Origin of the sequence: Xanthomonas vasicola pv. musacearum NCPPB 4379, from assembly GCF_000277895.2 — a bacterium.
In the GTDB taxonomy this organism is placed as follows: domain Bacteria; phylum Pseudomonadota; class Gammaproteobacteria; order Xanthomonadales; family Xanthomonadaceae; genus Xanthomonas; species Xanthomonas vasicola.
Genome location: NZ_CP034655.1, coordinates 1,145,134 through 1,161,001, shown reverse-complemented (window position 1 = coordinate 1,161,001; position 15,868 = coordinate 1,145,134). Strand labels below are relative to the sequence as shown.

Genomic DNA, 15,868 nt, shown 5'->3' with positions numbered 1-15,868 from the left:
CGCTGAGCGCCGACCTCTCCCGGCGCTGCGCGGCACCGTGTCCGGAATGGAGAAGGAACTCCCCTAGCCCACCCTCCCGGCGGACCTCAGCCGCTCGATAAAGCTCCTTCCCGCACCGCCGCATGGCATACCGGCCCCGACGCCTATAATCGCCGCCTTACTTTCACTCAGCAGGTTCCGCCAGATGGCGCAGACGATGAAGGCGCTGGTCAAGCGCGAAGCGAACAAAGGCATCTGGCTGGAACAGGTGCCCGTGCCGACGCCCGGCCCCAACGATGTGCTGATCAAGCTGGAAAAGACCGCCATTTGCGGCACCGATCTGCACATCTACCTGTGGGATGAGTGGAGCCAGCGCACCATCAAGCCCGGTCTGACCATTGGCCATGAGTTCGTCGGTCGCGTGGCCGAGCTCGGTTCGGCGGTGACCGGTTACCAGGTTGGCCAGCGCGTGTCGGCCGAAGGCCATATCGTGTGCGGCCACTGCCGCAACTGCCGCGGCGGCCGCCCGCACCTGTGCCCCAACACGGTGGGCATCGGCGTCAACGTCAATGGTGCCTTCGCCGAATACATGCTGATGCCGGCCAGCAACCTGTGGCCGATCCCGGACCAGATTCCCTCCGAGCTGGCCGCGTTCTTCGACCCCTACGGCAATGCCGCGCACTGCGCGCTGGAATTTGACGTCATCGGCGAAGATGTGCTGATCACCGGTGCCGGCCCGATCGGGATCATTGCCGCCGGCATCTGCAAGCACATCGGTGCGCGCAATGTGGTGGTCACCGACGTCAACGATTTCCGTCTCAAGCTGGCGGCCGACATGGGCGCCACGCGCGTGGTCAATGTCTCCAAGACCTCGCTCAAGGACGTCATGGCCGACCTGCACATGGAAGGCTTCGACGTAGGCCTGGAAATGAGCGGCAACCCGCGCGCGTTCAACGACATGCTCGATTGCATGTACCACGGCGGCAAGATTGCGATGCTCGGCATCATACCGCGCGGTGCCGGTTGCGACTGGGACAAGATCATCTTCAAGGGCCTGACCGTGCAAGGTATCTACGGCCGCAAGATGTACGAGACCTGGTACAAGATGACGCAGCTGGTGCTGTCGGGTTTTCCGCTGCACAAGGTGCTAACCCATCAGCTGCCGATCGACGATTTCCAGAAAGGTTTCGACCTGATGGAACAGGGCAAGGCCGGCAAGGTCGTGCTCAGCTGGAACTGATCCAAGCGCAGATCGAAACGCAAACGCAAAAGGCGCCGCGAGGCGCCTTTTGCCGGTCCGCTCAGCGCGGTCGTGTCATGGCCACGTCACCGTGGCGGTGGCGACGGTCCGGCCTTCGGTATTGGGACGACCGAACCCGAATTCGGCAGGCTCGCTGGTGTCGTAGTAGCCGACGCTCAACGCAAGCGGGCCGAAACTCTTGCCAACGGTGATCGCATAATCGTTGTAATCGTGATCTACCTGCCTCAATGCCGAGGTGTAGATGGTGTGCCCGACGTGTGCTCCGACGCTGAACTTGTGCGGCAGCGGCCACACTGCGTCCAGCGCGTAGTAATAGCCGTCGGTCTTGCTGCCGTACAGATCGTTGGTGTACCCGACGGTCAGGCTGTAGGTTTTCAGGAATGTCGTCTTGGTGACCAGTTCGTTGTAGTTCGTCTCGCCCGCCCCCGGATAGTTGTAGCGGGTGAGGGCGACATCGAGGTCCCACTGCTTGCCCAGTTCGACGCCATAGCCAACCGTTCCATCCACTTCCCAGTCCGGATCTCCCGCGCCGGGATCGACGTTGGATGTCCAAGCAGCCACGTAGAAGCCAGAGGGGTGCTTATAGGTCAGCCCGGCCTGAAATGCGGGATCGCCATTGGTCTGGGAAATGCCGCGGAACACGTAGTCGCTGGTGACAGCGAAGGTACCGGACAACGGCGAGGCGGTGCTTGCTTCCTCTGCGTACGCGAGCGGGGCGACGCTGCTCAACAAAAGGGCACAGCACATAGGCGAAAACAGCTTCATAGGGCATCTCCAAAAACGAAGGGCGGTCGGATTGCGCGAAGCGAGGCCTGCCATGACTTCTTAATTCAGTCGTCCCTGCAGTGCAACATCGCTATTTCGCTCGCTTGACACAGCGCACATCCGCGCAGCTCTCCACGGATCCGCTTGGTGTGTCACTGGCCACGTAATCGACTCAGGCGGGCTCTTCTTGAGACAGGGCGCATACAAAGATGCCCGTTCCCCCACACGGTGTCGGGAGAAAACGAAGCAAACCCAAGGCTGAGCTCCACGTCATGCGGTCTGCAAAACCGTACGATGCCTGGCCGCGCTGCTAGGCCGGGGCGGTGGTCGTCAGTTGCCGGGGAACACGCCGTAGTGGCGCGCAGCCAGGCGCAGCGGCTCGCCCGGCTGGTAGCCGCCTGCCGAAGCCGGCAGTTCGACCTCGACCTCGTTGCCGGCCGGCTGCAACGTGGCGCGCAAGCGCAATCGCCCACCGCTGCGCTGGGCCCACTCCACTGTCGCCGGCCACCCTGCCGGATCCGGCACCAAGTCCTCCGGCCGTACGTAGACATCGACCGGACCGGCAACCAGACCGCTGTCGTTGGCAGGCAGCGCGTGCCCGGCCACGTCGATCTGGCCCTGCGCCAGCACGCCGGGAATGCGGTTCACCGCGCCCACAAAGGAGTAAACGAAGGGCGATGCAGGGCGATCATAGATCGCCGCCGGCGTATCCAACTGTTCGATGCGGCCATGATTGAGGATGGCGACCCGATCGGCCAGCTCCAAGGCCTCCTCCTGATCATGCGTGACGAACACCGTGGTCAGCCCGGTGCGCTCGTGCAACGCGCGCAACCAGCGCCGCAGATCGCGCCGGACCTGGGCGTCGAGCGCACCGAAAGGCTCGTCCAACAGCAGCACGCGCGGCTCGATTGCCAGCGCACGCGCCAACGCCACGCGCTGCCGTTGGCCGCCGGAGAGCTGAGTGGGATAACGCTGTTCCAGACCCTGCAGTTGCACCAGCGCCAGCAGTTCTTCCACGCGTGCGCGAATGCGCGCCTCGGCCCAACGCTCATTGCCACGGCGTACGCGCAAACCGAACGCGATGTTCTCGAACACGTCCATATGCTTGAACAGCGCGTAGTGCTGGAACACGAAGCCGACCCGGCGCGATTGCACACTCATGCGGGTGGCATCTTCATCGCCGAACAGCACCTGCCCGCCATCGGCATGCTCCAGCCCGGCCATGATCCGCAACAGCGTGGTCTTGCCCGAGCCGGAGGGCCCAAGCAGCGCCAGCAACTCGCCCTGCCGCACTTCCAGACTGATGTCGTCCAGTGCGGTGAAGCTTTCGAACTGCTTGCGCAGGTGGTGAATGCGGATGCCCATGGTCACCTCAGTGGCGGTGGTTGGCGGCCAGCGAATCGCCGTGCCGCCATTCCAGATACGTCTTCAGCGCCAACGTCAGCAGCGCAGTCAATGCCAGCAGCGAGGCGCAGGCAAACGCGGCGCTGTAGGCATATTCGTTGTAGAGAATTTCCACATGCAGCGGCAGCGTGTTGGTGCGTCCACGGATATGCCCGGACACCACCGACACCGCACCGAATTCACCCATCGCACGCGCGGCGCACAACAGCACGCCGTACAACAGGCCCCAGCGGATATTGGGCAGGGTCACCCGCCAGAACATCTGCCAGCCGCTCGCACCCAGGCTCAATGCCGCCAGTTCTTCGTCACTGCCCTGCTGCTCCATCAGCGGCATCAACTCGCGCGCGATGAAGGGGAAGGTCACGAACGTCGTCGCCAGCACGATGCCCGGCAACGCAAACACGATCCGCGGCAGCTGAATCACACATTCGCCCAGCGCCGGCAACTGCACATGCCAGCCTTCGTCGATCAACGGCCAGGCCCAGCCGCTGCGGCCGAAGATCAGCACGAAAATCAAGCCCGCCACCACCGGCGACACCGAGAACGGCAGGTCGATCAGGCTGACCAGCAGACGTTTGCCCCAGAACTGATGCTTGCTGATGGCCCACGCAGCGGCTACGCCGAATATCAGATTCAACGGCAGTACGATCGCCGTCACCAACAAGGTCAGTTTGACCGCCGACAACGCATCGGGGTCGACCACCGCGCGCAGGAAGGTCTCCCAGCCGCCACGCAACGCCTCGGCGAACACTAGTACCAGCGGCAGCAGCAAAAACGCCAGCAAAAAGAGCAAAGCACCCAGGATCATCAGCCATTGCACCCAACGCGACTCATTGGTGGCCGAATCGGTGATGCGACGCGCCTGCTTGGTCATGGCATGGGTGGGCAACATGGAGGGCAGCGAGGAAACAGCATCGCTCATACGGGCCTCCGTTGATAGCGCAGCAGGCATGCCTGCAACGTATTGACCACCAGCAAAATCACGAACGACAGCAACAACATGGCCGCGGCAATGGCGGTGGCGCCGGCGTAGTCGAACTCCTCCAGCCGGATGGTGATCAGCAGCGGCGCGATCTCAGTGGAATTGGGCAGGTTGCCGGCGATAAAGATCACCGAGCCGTACTCACCCACGCCCCGCGCAAATGCCAGCGCAAATCCGGTCAGCACCGCCGGCCACACGCCGGGCAGCACCACTCGCCATACCGTCTGCCAGCGCGAGGCACCCAATGTGGCAGCGGCAGCCTCTATTTCACGATCGCTCTCGGCCAGCACCGGCTGCACCACGCGCACCACGAACGGCAAGCCGACGAACACCAGCGCCAGCACGATACCCAGCTGCGTGTAGGCGACTTTGATACCGATTGCCTCCAGCCAACGACCAACCCAGCCATTGCCTCCATACAGCGCGGTCAGCGCAATGCCGGCCACCGCAGTCGGCAACGCGAACGGCAGATCGATCACCGCGTCGAAGAAGCGCTTGCCCGGAAACTGGTAGCGCACGAACACCCACGCCACCCAGGTGCCCATCACCGCATTGAAGGCGCCAGCCGCAAACGCGGTGCCGAAACTCACCCGCAGCGCAGACAGTACGCGCGGCTCGCTCCATACCCGCCACAGACCTTCCCAGCCCAGGCCACTGGTCTTGCTGAAGATGCCCAACAACGGGATAAGCACGATCAAACCAAGCCAGGTCAACGTGATCCCCAAACTCAGGCCCAGTCCCGGCATCACGCGGCGGCGCGATGAGGGCGCTGGGTGCGGTGCAACCGACATCGACATCGCCTACTTGTTGGCCTGGATTTGGTCGAACACGCCACCGTCGGCGAAGTGCTCCTGCTGCGCCTTGTCCCACGAGCCGAATGCCTGCTGGATAGTCACCAGTTTGATATCCGGAAAACGCGCCATGTCGGCCGGGTCGGCAAATTCCGGATGCCGCGGGCGATAGAAATGCTTGGCTGCCAGCTTCTGCCCTTCCGGCGCGTACAAATAGCTTAGGTAGGCTTCGGCCACATCGCGGGTGCCATGCTTGTCGACATTCTTGTCGACCAATGCCACCGACGGCTCGGCCAGGATCGACAACTTCGGCACCACGATCTCGAACTTGTCCTTGCCCAGTTCCTCGCGCGCCAGCAGCGCCTCGTTTTCCCAGGCCAGCAGCACATCGCCGATGCCACGCTGCACGAACGTGGTTGTGGCGCCGCGCGCGCCAGTATCCAGCACCGGAACGTTGCGGAACAATGCCTGCATATAGCGCACGATGCGCTCGCGGTCGCCCTTGAAGATATGGTCGGCGTACGCCCAGGCGGCCAGATAGTTCCAGCGCGCGCCACCGGAGGTCTTCGGGTTCGGTGTCACCACCGCCACGCCCGAGCGCAATAGGTCTGGCCAGTCGTGGATGTTCTTCGGGTTGCCCTTGCGCACCAGAAACACAATGGTCGAGGTGTACGGCGCACTGTTATCGGGGAGGCGCTTTTCCCAATCGGTATCGATCAGCTTGGACTTCTGCGCGATGGCATCCACGTCGTAGGCCAGCGCCAGCGTCACCACGTCGGCCTCGATGCCGTCGATCACAGCGCGCGCCTGCTTGCCCGAGCCACCATGCGAGGTTTCCACGGTGACGGTGTCCTGCGGATGCTGCTGTTTCCAATGCGCGGCAAAGGCAGTGTTGTAGTCGCGATAGAACTCGCGGGTAGGGTCGTAGCTCACGTTGAGCAGCCCGATCTCGCGTGCGCCAGCCGGGCCGGCCAGGACCAGCAAGGCGCAAAGAAGGGAGGCAAAACGGAAACGGGGGTATGTCACGACGATCTCCTGGCCGGTTGAGCACAGCTGAACAGCAAGCATGCCATGCTTGCGCTGCGGCACGCAGGCGGTGAAATGACATCAGCGCAGCTGCTCATGCCGATTTTGCATGACGTAGTGGTACGCCACCGTGATCGTTAACATTGCGCTTCTTTCTGCCACTGCGACCGCCATGACCACCGCTCCTGCCGCGCTGACCGCCCATTACGCCGCCGAACTGGACGCCATCCAGGCCCAGGGCCTGTTCAAGTCCGAGCGCATCATCAACGGCCCGCAGTCGGCCGAAATCACCCTGGCCGATGGCCGCCGCGTGCTGAACTTCTGCGCCAACAACTATCTCGGTCTGGCCGACCACCCGGGCATCATCCAGGCCGCCAAGGACGCGCTGGATAGCCACGGTTTCGGCATGGCCTCGGTGCGCTTCATCTGCGGCACCCAGGATCTGCATAAGCAGCTCGAACGCACCATCGCCGAGTTCTTCGGCACCGAAGACACCATCCTCTACGCCGCCTGCTTCGATGCCAACGGCGGTCTGTTCGAACCGCTGCTCGGCGAGCACGACGCGATCATTTCCGACGCGCTCAACCACGCCTCCATCATCGATGGCGTGCGCCTGTGCAAGGCCAAACGCTTCCGCTACGCCAACTGCGACATGGCCGACCTGGAAGCGCAGCTGCAGGCCGCCGACGCCGCCGGGTGCAAGACCAAGCTGATCACCAGCGACGGCGTGTTCTCGATGGACGGCTTCATCGCCCCGCTGGACGAAATCACCGCCCTGGCGCGCAAATACAACGCGCTGGTGCATATCGACGAATGCCACGCCACCGGCTTTCTTGGCGCCACCGGCCGCGGCTCGGCCGAGGTCAAGGGCGTGCTCGACCAGATCGATATCTTCACCGGCACGCTGGGCAAAGCCATGGGCGGCGCACTCGGCGGCTTCACCACCGCAAAGCGCGAAGTGATCGAACTGCTGCGCCAACGTTCGCGTCCGTACTTGTTCTCCAACTCGTTGCCGCCGCACGTGGTGGCTGCCGGCATTAAGGCTTTCGAGATGCTGGATGCCGCCGGCGAGCTGCGCACGCAGCTGGTCGAAAACACCCGATATTTCCGCGAGCGCATGACCGCCGCCGGTTTCGATGTCAAACCGGGCGTGCATCCGATCAGCCCGGTGATGTTGTACGACGCACCGCTGGCACAAAAATTCGCCAAGCGCTTGCTGGAAGAAGGCATCTACGCCATCGGCTTTTTCTTCCCGGTGGTGCCCAAAGGGCAAGCGCGTATCCGCACTCAGATCAGCGCGGCGCATACGCGCGACCACCTGGATCAAGCGATCGAGGCCTTCATCAAGATCGGGCGCGAACTCAAGGTCATCGACGCCTGAGCATGCGCACGCTCCTGCGCCAACGGCTGCTGCTGGCGGCGCAGACCGACGCGCAGGCGCAACTGCTCGACGGTCATTGGGATACGCGCTGCCTGCATTGCCGTCGGCATCTGCAGATACGCGCCGATGGCGAGCCGCTTGGCCACACCACGCTGGAACACGTGGTGCCGCAAGCCTGGTTCGGGCGGCACGCGGCGGCGGCGCTGTGTGCATTGGTCGGCGACGATGCCAACGATGCGCGCAATCTCGCCCTGGCCTGTGCCGGCTGTAATCACGCCAAAGGCCGCCGTCACGATGCCAACGGTGCCGGCGATGCGCGCGCTTACGAAGTGGTGAGCGCCCTGCTCAGCGCGCGTCTGGCGCGCTGGCGGGCGCCGGCAGCAGCGCCCTGACTTCTTCGGCGCTGAGCATTCGCCACGCACCTTTGCATAGTTCACCCATCGCCAGCGGGCCGATCGCCACGCGTATCAGCCGCAGCACACCGATGTCCACCGCAGCCAACAACCGGCGGATCTGCCGATTACGGCCTTCGTCCAACACGATTTCCAGCCAGGCATTGCGTTCGCCTTCGCGCAGCACGCTGACCCGCTTGGCGCGCAACAGCATGCCCTCGCCCTCAGGATCCGGATCGACCACACCGGCCTGCAACTGCGCCAGTTGCGCGGCACTGGGCCGGCAATCGATCTGCACGTGGTAGGTCTTGTCCGGCCCGGTCGTCGGGTCGGTCACTGTCGCCGCCCACTGCGGGTCGTTGCTGAAAAGCAGCAGGCCTTCGCTCGCCTTGTCCAAGCGACCGACCGGGGCGATCCACGGCAGCCCGGCACCATCGAAGCAGCGATACACCGTGTCCCTGCCCTGCTCGTCGCGCACGGTGGTGACCACGCCGCGCGGCTTGTTGAGCATCAGATAGCAGCGCGCTGGCCCCGCCAGTGGCGAGCCGTCGACAGTGATGGAGGAGTGCTGATCGGCGCGGATCGGAAATTCGGGGTCGCGCACCACGCGTGCCGACACGCTCACGCGGCCATCGGCAATCCAACGCGCGGCTTCGGTGCGCGAACAAACCCCAAGCTTGGACAACACGCGCGCCAGCCCATGGCGTGGCGCGGCATTGCCGGGTGCCGCATCGGGCGCACGCGTTGCGCCTGCCGCACCCAGACCACGCTGACGTTGCCGGGACGTTGCCGGCGCAGGCCGCCGGGGCATGCCGTCCCGACCGCGCGGCTTACTTGTTCTCGACCGGCTTAGCGTCGGCCGCAGGTGCGGCTGGCGCTGCCGGTGCCGCGCCAGCGGCCGGACGTGCCTTGACCACGCGCACACCGCGCGACTTCATCCAGGCATCGAATTCTTCTGCCGTCATGCGCTTGCCGTTCTGGCTCATGTCGAAGCGCCACGGGGTGTTATCGAACGCCGTCTTGGCCTTGTAGGCCGCCGGATCATTCGGGTTGACGGCGCCGCCGGGCGGAATGACCTTGGCCAAGTCCTGGCAGCCTTCCACGCGCAAACGCAGCAGCACGCGGTCCACCGACTGATCGCTGCTATAGGGCTGTGCCAGCACGCCAGTGGGCATACCCAGCTGCACGCTGCGCGTGTAGAACTCGGCAGCCGCCGGTGCGACGACGGTAGCGGGCAACGGCAGCGGCTGGGACACCGTGCTGCCAGCGCAGTTCGGAGCGGCGTAGGCGGCGGGAATCAGAGCGAGACAGAGCAGTCCTGCCGTAGCGGTACGCAGCATCGGGGTTTTTCCAAGTATGAGTATGGTGTTGACGCGGCGAGTGTAGGCAGCGATGAACGCTGTTTCAACAGGAACCGTGCCTGGGTGAACACAGACAGCATCAGCGGCGCTCGAGCGCGCTTTTCCAGGGCCTGCACAGACAAAACCCGGCGCAAGGCCGGGTTTTGTCTGCAGCAAAGCTAGCGGTCCAATTAGTTCTGGACGTTCAGCTCGGTACGACGGTTCTTCGCACGACCTTCCGGATTGTCAGAACCATCCGGGTTGGTGTTCGGAGCAATCGGACGGCTCTCGCCGTAGCCGATCGGGCCGACCAGACGCGACGCATCGACGCCGTTCTTGGTCAGGTAATCGTACACGGTGGTCGCACGACGCTCGGACAGCTTCTGGTTGTACGCGTCGGTACCCTTCGAGTCGGTGTGACCGGCAACCTCGACCTTCAGGTCGGGGTAACGCTTCAGGATTTCGGTCGCTTCGCTCAAGATCGAGATCGCATCCGGACGCAGGGTCGACTTGTTGAAGTCGAAGTTCACGCCCTTCAGGTCGATCGAGACAGGAACCGGGCAACCGTCCGGACCAATGGTCTGGCCAGGCTGCGAGTTCGGGCACTTGTCGTCGCAATTGTTGACGCCGTCACCGTCGTCATCCAGATCGGCGCAGCTCGGAGCAACCGGAGCCGGAGCCGGCGGCGGAGCGGTCGACGGAGCAGGTCCCAACGGGATCACGACGCCGACCGAAGCCAGCACGTCGCCGAACCAGTCTTCGCGCGGGGCAGCAACGCTCTGGTCGTTGAAGTCAGCGCGGTAGGCCAACTCGGCACGCACGGCGACGCGCTTGTCGAAGGTGGTCTGCAGACCGACACCAGCCTTGGCGGCAAAGTTGCCGTCCTTCTGCTGGCCCGGGGACACCGGGTTCGGGGTCGCGTCGAATTCTTCTTCCGAACGCTGATAGCCCAGACCGAACAGCAGGTAGGGGTTCCAGCCGCGGCCTTCCTGGATGAAGTGGCGACGCAGATCGAACGAGATGCCGTACTGGCTCCAGTTCAGATCCTGGTTGGCATCGAAGTTCGGGTTCTGATAGTTCAGTTCACCATCGATCGACCAGTTCGGGCTGACGAACTTGCCCAGACCCAGGGTGACGAACGGGGCATCATTGGTCAGGCGATCGCTGTCCTGGAAGTTGAAGCCAGCGCTACCGGTCAGGTACCAACGGTCATCGAACTCCTGCGCGGAAGCAGCCTGGGCAACTGCCAGACCGCCGAGCAACGCGGCAGTGAGAATTTTCTTGTTCATTTATACAGCTCCTTCTTTGGGAGATAAAACCGATAGAGGCGTTGTGCTTGTTAAAGATGCTCGTCACATCCAGAGCCATCGGGGCGCAGATTAAGCCGGCCTCGGTGAAGATCGCGTTAACGGTCATATAACATGTGAAAGCAATCACCACGTCCCGCAATCCCACGCAATACTACGTATACAGCTTCATGAAGGAAAGGAACGGGTGCTCAATTCGGGTAGCGCACCTGCATGAACCGCAGCCCACTTAAGTCACTTGAATACGGTTCATAACTAACTGGTTTTCAGCGTTTCAAGCTCAACCCGGAAGTACGTTAGTGAACGCCAAGCCTCGTCCGAGCTGAATTGTGGGGTTGGTAGTTGCAGTGGACTTACACCACAACGCACCCTGAACTTCCCACCAGGAGCGTCCCGATGAAAGCTGTCGCCCTCACTCGCCACCTTCCGATCGACGACCCCGAGTCGTTGCTTGACATGGAACTTCCGATGCCCGAAGCGCCATCGGGGTATGACTTATTGGTGCGAGTGGAAGCGATCTCGGTGAATCCGGTCGATACAAAGGTGCGCGCGCCCAAGCCGCAGCCGCTGCAGGCCCCGAAGATCCTGGGCTACGACGCTGCCGGGGTGATCGAGGCGGTCGGCCCGGAGGTCACGGCCTTTGCCGTCGGCGACGAGGTCTACTACGCCGGCGATATCGGGCGGCAAGGCAGTAACGCGCAGTACCAACTGGTGGATGCACGCATCGCCGGATGCAAGCCGACCTCGCTGAGCTTCGCGCAGGCAGCCGCGCTACCGCTGACCACCCTGACCGCGTGGGAGTTGCTGTTCCAGCGCATGCCATTTGCCTTCGACGGTGCGCGCAATCGCGGCAGGCATCTGTTGATCATCGGCGGCGCCGGTGGTGTGGGCTCCATCGCGATCCAGTTGGCGCGGCATGCCGGCTTCACGGTGATTGCCACCGCCTCGCGCCCGGAGAGCATCGAGTGGGTACGCCAGATGGGCGCGCACCACTTCGTCGATCATCACCAACCGCTGCAACCGCAACTGCAGGTGCTGGGGATGGACACAGTGGATGCAGCGCTCAATCTGGCCGACACCGACCGCTACTGGCAGCAACTGGGCGAGGTGCTGTCGCCGCAGGGGCACGTGGGCTTGATCGTGGAGCCGCGCGGGCCGCTGATGATAGGCGAGCCCTACAAATCCAAGTGCATCGGCATCCATTGGGAACTGATGTTCACCCGCGCGCGCTACGCGACCGACGATATGGTCGAGCAGCACCGCATTCTCAACCGGGCGGCCAGCTTGATCGATGTCGGCGAGCTGCGCACCACGCACACCGAAACGCTGTCGCCGATCAATGCACAGCAGCTGCGCGAAGCGCACCGTCGGCTGGAAAGCGGCAGCATGATCGGCAAGTTGGTGCTGGCCGGCTGGTAATAAGCCGGCCGGGCGGGGTTCGCAGACGCGATGCGTCGGGGTGCGCAGAACACCTGCGCATCGGGACGCGGTGCGTGCAGGCGGTAGCGAAGGCGTATTTCTGATCAAACCCGCGGCACCCAGCGGTAGCGCTGATGCCGGAGGACTTGCCGCCAGGCCCGTTTGCCGGCATCGTGCGCACTCCGTACGCCAGCGTATCCACATCATGTCGCCCGCCACCGGCCCGTCCGCCTCGCCCTTCCCCCACCTGTTCACCCCGCTCGATCTGGGCTTCACGCAATTGCGCAACCGCGTCCTGATGGGCTCGATGCACACGGGTCTTGAAGACCGTGCGTGCGATTTCCCCAAGCTGGCGGCGTATTTCGCCGAGCGCGCAGCCGGGGGCGTGGGCATGATCGTGACCGGCGGGTTTTCGCCGAACGTGGTGGGCTGGCTGAAGCCATTTGGCGGCAAGTTGTCGTGGCCGTGGGAAGTGCGCCCGCATCGCCAGGTGACCCGCGCGGTCCACGCACACGGCGCGAAGATCTGCCTGCAGTTGCTGCATGCCGGGCGCTATGCCTACCACCCGCTGTCGGTGGCGCCATCCAAACTCAAGGCACCGATCAACCCGTTCACTCCGCGCGCGTTGTCGGCTGGTGCAGTCGACCGGCAGATCGGCGCGTATGCGCGCGCCGCGCGGCTGGCACGCGAGGCGGGCTACGACGGCGTCGAGGTGATGGGCTCGGAAGGCTATCTGATCAACGAATTCACCGCCGCGCGCACCAATCAGCGCAGCGACGCCTGGGGCGGCGATGCCACCAAGCGCATGCGCTTTGCCGTGGAGATCGTGCGGCGCATCCGCGAAGCCTGCGGGCCGGACTTCATCATCATCTACCGGCTGTCGCTGGTGGATCTGGTCGAAGACGGCAACCAATGGCAAGAAATTCTGGTGCAGGCGCAGGCGATTGAAGGGGCTGGCGCCACCATCATCAATTCCGGCATCGGCTGGCACGAAGCGCGCATTCCCACCATTGCTACCTCAGTGCCGCGCGCCGCGTTTGCCGGCGTCACTGCCAAGCTCAAGCCGCATCTGCGCATTCCGGTGGTAGCGACCAACCGAATCAACATGCCCGAAGTGGCCGAACGCATCCTGGCCGACGGTGCGGCAGACATGGTGTCGCTGGCACGGCCGCTGCTGGCCGATCCGCAGTGGACCAATAAGGCGCGCGCCGGGCAGTCGCACACCATCAACACCTGCATCGCCTGCAACCAGGCGTGCCTGGATCACGTGTTCGACAACAAGCTGGCCACCTGTCTGGTCAACCCACGCGCCGCACACGAGACCGAACTCAACTACACGCCAACCACCACGCCCAAGCGCATCGCCGTGGTTGGTGCAGGCCCGGCCGGCCTGGCCTGCGCGACGGTGGCAGCAGAACGTGGCCACCAGGTGACCTTGTTCGATGCAAGCGATGCGATTGGCGGGCAGTTCAATGTCGCCAAACGCATCCCGGGCAAGGAGGAATTCAACGAGACCTTGCGCTATTTCGGCCATCGCATCGAAGCGACCGGCGTGCAGCTGCGCTTGAACACCCGCGTGCAGGCGGCCGATCTGAAAGACTTCGACGAGATCGTGCTGGCGACGGGCATCGAGCCGCGCAAGGTGGATTTCCCCGGCGCCGATCATCCGATGGTGGTGAGCTATCTCGACGTGGTGCTGGGCCGCCACGTGGCCGCCGACAGGGTGGCGATCATCGGTGCGGGTGGCATTGGTTTTGATGTGGGCGAGTTTCTGGTGCACACGGACGAATCGCCGTCGCTGCACCCGCAACGCTGGATGGCCGAATGGGGCGTGGACCCGAGCTTCGAAACACGCGGTGCGTTGACCAGACCGCAGCCCGAGCGCCCTGCCCGTCAGGTCTGGCTGTTGCAGCGCAGCCCCGGCAAGCCCGGTGCCCGCCTGGGCAAGACCACCGGCTGGATCCACCGCGCCACGCTCAAGGCCAAGGGCGTCAAAATGCTTGGCGGCGTGGAATATCTAGGCGTGGACGATGCTGGCCTGCGCGTTCGCGTAGAAGGTAGCGAGCAGTTGCTCGACGTCGGCACCGTGGTGGTGTGTGCCGGGCAGGAGCCACGTCGCGAGTTGCTAGCCGCGCTGCAAGCCAATGGCCAGCAGCCGCATCTGATCGGTGGCGCCGACGTCGCCGCTGAACTAGATGCCAAACGCGCGATCAACCAGGCGAGTCGGCTGGCGGCGGCGTTGTAAGGGATTCGCCAGCACGGCGTCACTACGCTGCCGCCGCTGCGCTCGAGGTTCGACTGCATTCCTGACCTGCATGCAGCGTGAGCAGCGCCGGCATGGTTGCACATGCCGTGGTCTGCACCGGCTGCGCTCTTTTTCCTGTCGTGCGGCTAGGCTATAACTGGTCGCATGTCATCGCCACCGCACGCATTACCCACTGCGCTCCCGCCGGCTGCACTGCTTGCCTACGCTGCAGCCCATTTCGGCAAGAGCCTGCTCTGGTTCACCGGCGAATTGCTACTGATTTTTGCGTTGACCGAACATGTTGGCCTGAGTGCGGTCGCAGCCGGGTTTTCGGTGGCGGGCGGATTGGTCGTCAGCGCAATGATGGGGCTGATTGCCGCACAGCGTTGGCGCGCTGACACTAACCTGGCACGGGTGGGACGGACACAGTGGCAAGGCATTGCGTTGGCCGCAGTTACGCTGTCGCTGGTGTTCGTAACTCCGCTGCTTCCACCCGCTGCCCGCCTTATCAGCGTGCTGCTGCTCAGCCTACCGTTTCGCGCTGCATATGCGGTGGGCGATGTCGCGCAAAATACGCTGTTGGGGCTTGCGCGCTGGCCCTGGCGCGGTGCACGTGGTGTCAGCGCAGTGCGCCTGATCGGAAGCGGCTTGGCAGCTTTACTGGTCAGCGCAGCGATCGGGCTGGTATTGAAGGCCGGTGATCACAATGCAGCGTCGACAGCATTACTGATCGTCGCACTGGTAAGCAGTATCGCGCTGCTTTCGGCGTGGTGGTTACGCCAAACGCTGCAACTGCACGTTCACCCGATTGCGGAAGTGTCGGCACTCATACCTGCAGCGCAGTGGCAGCGCGCGGAACTGCTACCGCTGGCAGTGTTGGCGACACTAACGCTAGCGTTGCCGACCTTTACCAAGCTGGCTCCGTACCTAGCCCAATCACAACTTGGCGCCGCAGGATGGAGCAGTGCGGTGTTGATCAGCTATGCAATGGGCACGATGCTGGTGCAACCACTGGCGGCACGCTGGCCCACCGCAACCCTGGGTCGTTTGGTCAGCTGTGGCGCTGCACTCACGTTATCGGGATTGGTGTTCGCCATCGCCACGACCCGCAGCACACTGTGGGATGCAGTGCTGGCGTGCGCCATGGGAATGGCGGCAGGTAGCATCAACCAATGGGTGTGGGCGCGCCACGCAGAACTCGTGACTACGCAAACAGCTGCGCAACAAGCACGAGGGTTCGCCGTACTCACGGCGAGCGCTCAACTCGCATTGGCAGCGGGCAGCGCGTTGATTGGCTTGTTGCTGAGTGCATGCAGCCACCGCGTCGGCGCACACCATCATCTGACTTGGGCAATGGCGCTGGGCCCAATCGTGTGCGGCACACTTTGCCTGTTGATCGCCTGCGCTGCGCATGGTGCTGCAGTGTTTTCCGGAAGAAGCACAACAGTGCCAACTCGCGATTTGCGCAACGTCATTGATTGAATTGCAAACCTGATGTGCGCAATTTTTCTTGTATGTGCAGTTACATACCAAGAGTGCGCTTTGCTTAATACCTGCTGCGTGCGTTGTTGATTTT

14 protein-coding genes are annotated in these 15,868 nt (G+C 63.5%); 6 read left to right on the top strand and 8 right to left on the bottom strand.

Annotation, left to right across the window (positions count from 1 at the left end; translation table 11 throughout):
- The first annotated feature begins 184 nt into the window (after positions 1 to 184).
- Complete coding sequence (gene tdh, locus KWO_RS05425) at positions 185 to 1,219, top strand: L-threonine 3-dehydrogenase (RefSeq protein ID WP_017112224.1); 1,035 nt, start codon at positions 185 to 187, stop codon at positions 1,217 to 1,219.
- A gap of 75 nt (positions 1,220 to 1,294) precedes the next feature.
- Here the strand turns inward: tdh and KWO_RS05420 are convergent, their stop codons facing one another.
- The 5 genes from KWO_RS05420 to KWO_RS05400 all read right to left on the bottom strand — a co-directional run bounded on the left by KWO_RS05420 (position 1,295) and on the right by KWO_RS05400 (position 6,250).
- Positions 1,295 to 2,005 carry a TorF family putative porin gene (locus tag KWO_RS05420; RefSeq protein ID WP_010368589.1) on the bottom strand — a complete coding sequence of 237 codons (711 nt, stop codon included), beginning with the start codon at positions 2,003 to 2,005 and terminating at the stop codon, positions 1,295 to 1,297.
- A 330-nt stretch (positions 2,006 to 2,335) separates the two neighbouring features.
- Entirely contained in the window at positions 2,336 to 3,370 is a 1,035-nt protein-coding gene (locus KWO_RS05415; RefSeq protein ID WP_010368591.1) for a sulfate/molybdate ABC transporter ATP-binding protein, read from the bottom strand.
- Between the two features lie 7 nt (positions 3,371 to 3,377).
- Positions 3,378 to 4,331, bottom strand: coding sequence for a sulfate ABC transporter permease subunit CysW (gene cysW / locus KWO_RS05410; RefSeq protein WP_010368593.1), 954 nt, complete (start codon positions 4,329 to 4,331; stop codon positions 3,378 to 3,380).
- On the bottom strand, positions 4,328 to 5,188 hold the full coding sequence (gene cysT / locus KWO_RS05405; RefSeq protein ID WP_017112223.1) for a sulfate ABC transporter permease subunit CysT: 861 nt from the start codon (positions 5,186 to 5,188) through the stop codon (positions 4,328 to 4,330). The genes cysW and cysT overlap by 4 nt, the downstream gene beginning before the upstream one ends.
- 3 nt (positions 5,189 to 5,191) lie before the next feature.
- Complete coding sequence (locus tag KWO_RS05400) at positions 5,192 to 6,250, bottom strand: sulfate ABC transporter substrate-binding protein (RefSeq protein WP_082320257.1); 1,059 nt, start codon at positions 6,248 to 6,250, stop codon at positions 5,192 to 5,194.
- A 130-nt stretch (positions 6,251 to 6,380) separates the two neighbouring features.
- On the opposite strand from KWO_RS05400, the gene kbl reads away from it, so the two are divergent.
- Positions 6,381 to 7,589: a glycine C-acetyltransferase gene (gene kbl, locus KWO_RS05395; protein ID WP_010378424.1), complete on the top strand. Its 1,209-nt coding sequence runs from the start codon at positions 6,381 to 6,383 to the stop codon at positions 7,587 to 7,589.
- A 2-nt stretch (positions 7,590 to 7,591) separates the two neighbouring features.
- Positions 7,592 to 7,981, top strand: coding sequence for an HNH endonuclease (locus KWO_RS05390; RefSeq protein ID WP_010378425.1), 390 nt, complete (start codon positions 7,592 to 7,594; stop codon positions 7,979 to 7,981).
- On the opposite strand, the gene KWO_RS05385 is transcribed toward KWO_RS05390, so the two are convergent.
- From KWO_RS05385 to KWO_RS05375, 3 genes are all read right to left on the bottom strand, one after another.
- Positions 7,935 to 8,792, bottom strand: coding sequence for a pseudouridine synthase (locus KWO_RS05385; protein ID WP_010378427.1), 858 nt, complete (start codon positions 8,790 to 8,792; stop codon positions 7,935 to 7,937). The genes KWO_RS05390 and KWO_RS05385 overlap by 47 nt on opposite strands.
- A 19-nt stretch (positions 8,793 to 8,811) precedes the next feature.
- Positions 8,812 to 9,321: a hypothetical protein gene (locus KWO_RS05380; RefSeq protein WP_010378428.1), complete on the bottom strand. Its 510-nt coding sequence runs from the start codon at positions 9,319 to 9,321 to the stop codon at positions 8,812 to 8,814.
- 191 nt (positions 9,322 to 9,512) lie between these two features.
- Positions 9,513 to 10,610, bottom strand: coding sequence for an OmpA family protein (locus KWO_RS05375; RefSeq protein ID WP_010368610.1), 1,098 nt, complete (start codon positions 10,608 to 10,610; stop codon positions 9,513 to 9,515).
- Positions 10,611 to 11,024: 414 nt separating this feature from the next.
- Between KWO_RS05375 and KWO_RS05370 the strand changes: the two genes are divergently transcribed.
- From KWO_RS05370 to KWO_RS05360, 3 genes are all read left to right on the top strand, one after another.
- Positions 11,025 to 12,047, top strand: coding sequence for a zinc-binding alcohol dehydrogenase family protein (locus KWO_RS05370; protein ID WP_010378430.1), 1,023 nt, complete (start codon positions 11,025 to 11,027; stop codon positions 12,045 to 12,047).
- A gap of 205 nt (positions 12,048 to 12,252) precedes the next feature.
- Positions 12,253 to 14,292: an NADPH-dependent 2,4-dienoyl-CoA reductase gene (locus KWO_RS05365; protein WP_017112222.1), complete on the top strand. Its 2,040-nt coding sequence runs from the start codon at positions 12,253 to 12,255 to the stop codon at positions 14,290 to 14,292.
- 165 nt (positions 14,293 to 14,457) lie between these two features.
- Positions 14,458 to 15,774: an MFS transporter gene (locus KWO_RS05360; protein ID WP_010378433.1), complete on the top strand. Its 1,317-nt coding sequence runs from the start codon at positions 14,458 to 14,460 to the stop codon at positions 15,772 to 15,774.
- Positions 15,775 to 15,868 lie beyond the last annotated feature (94 nt).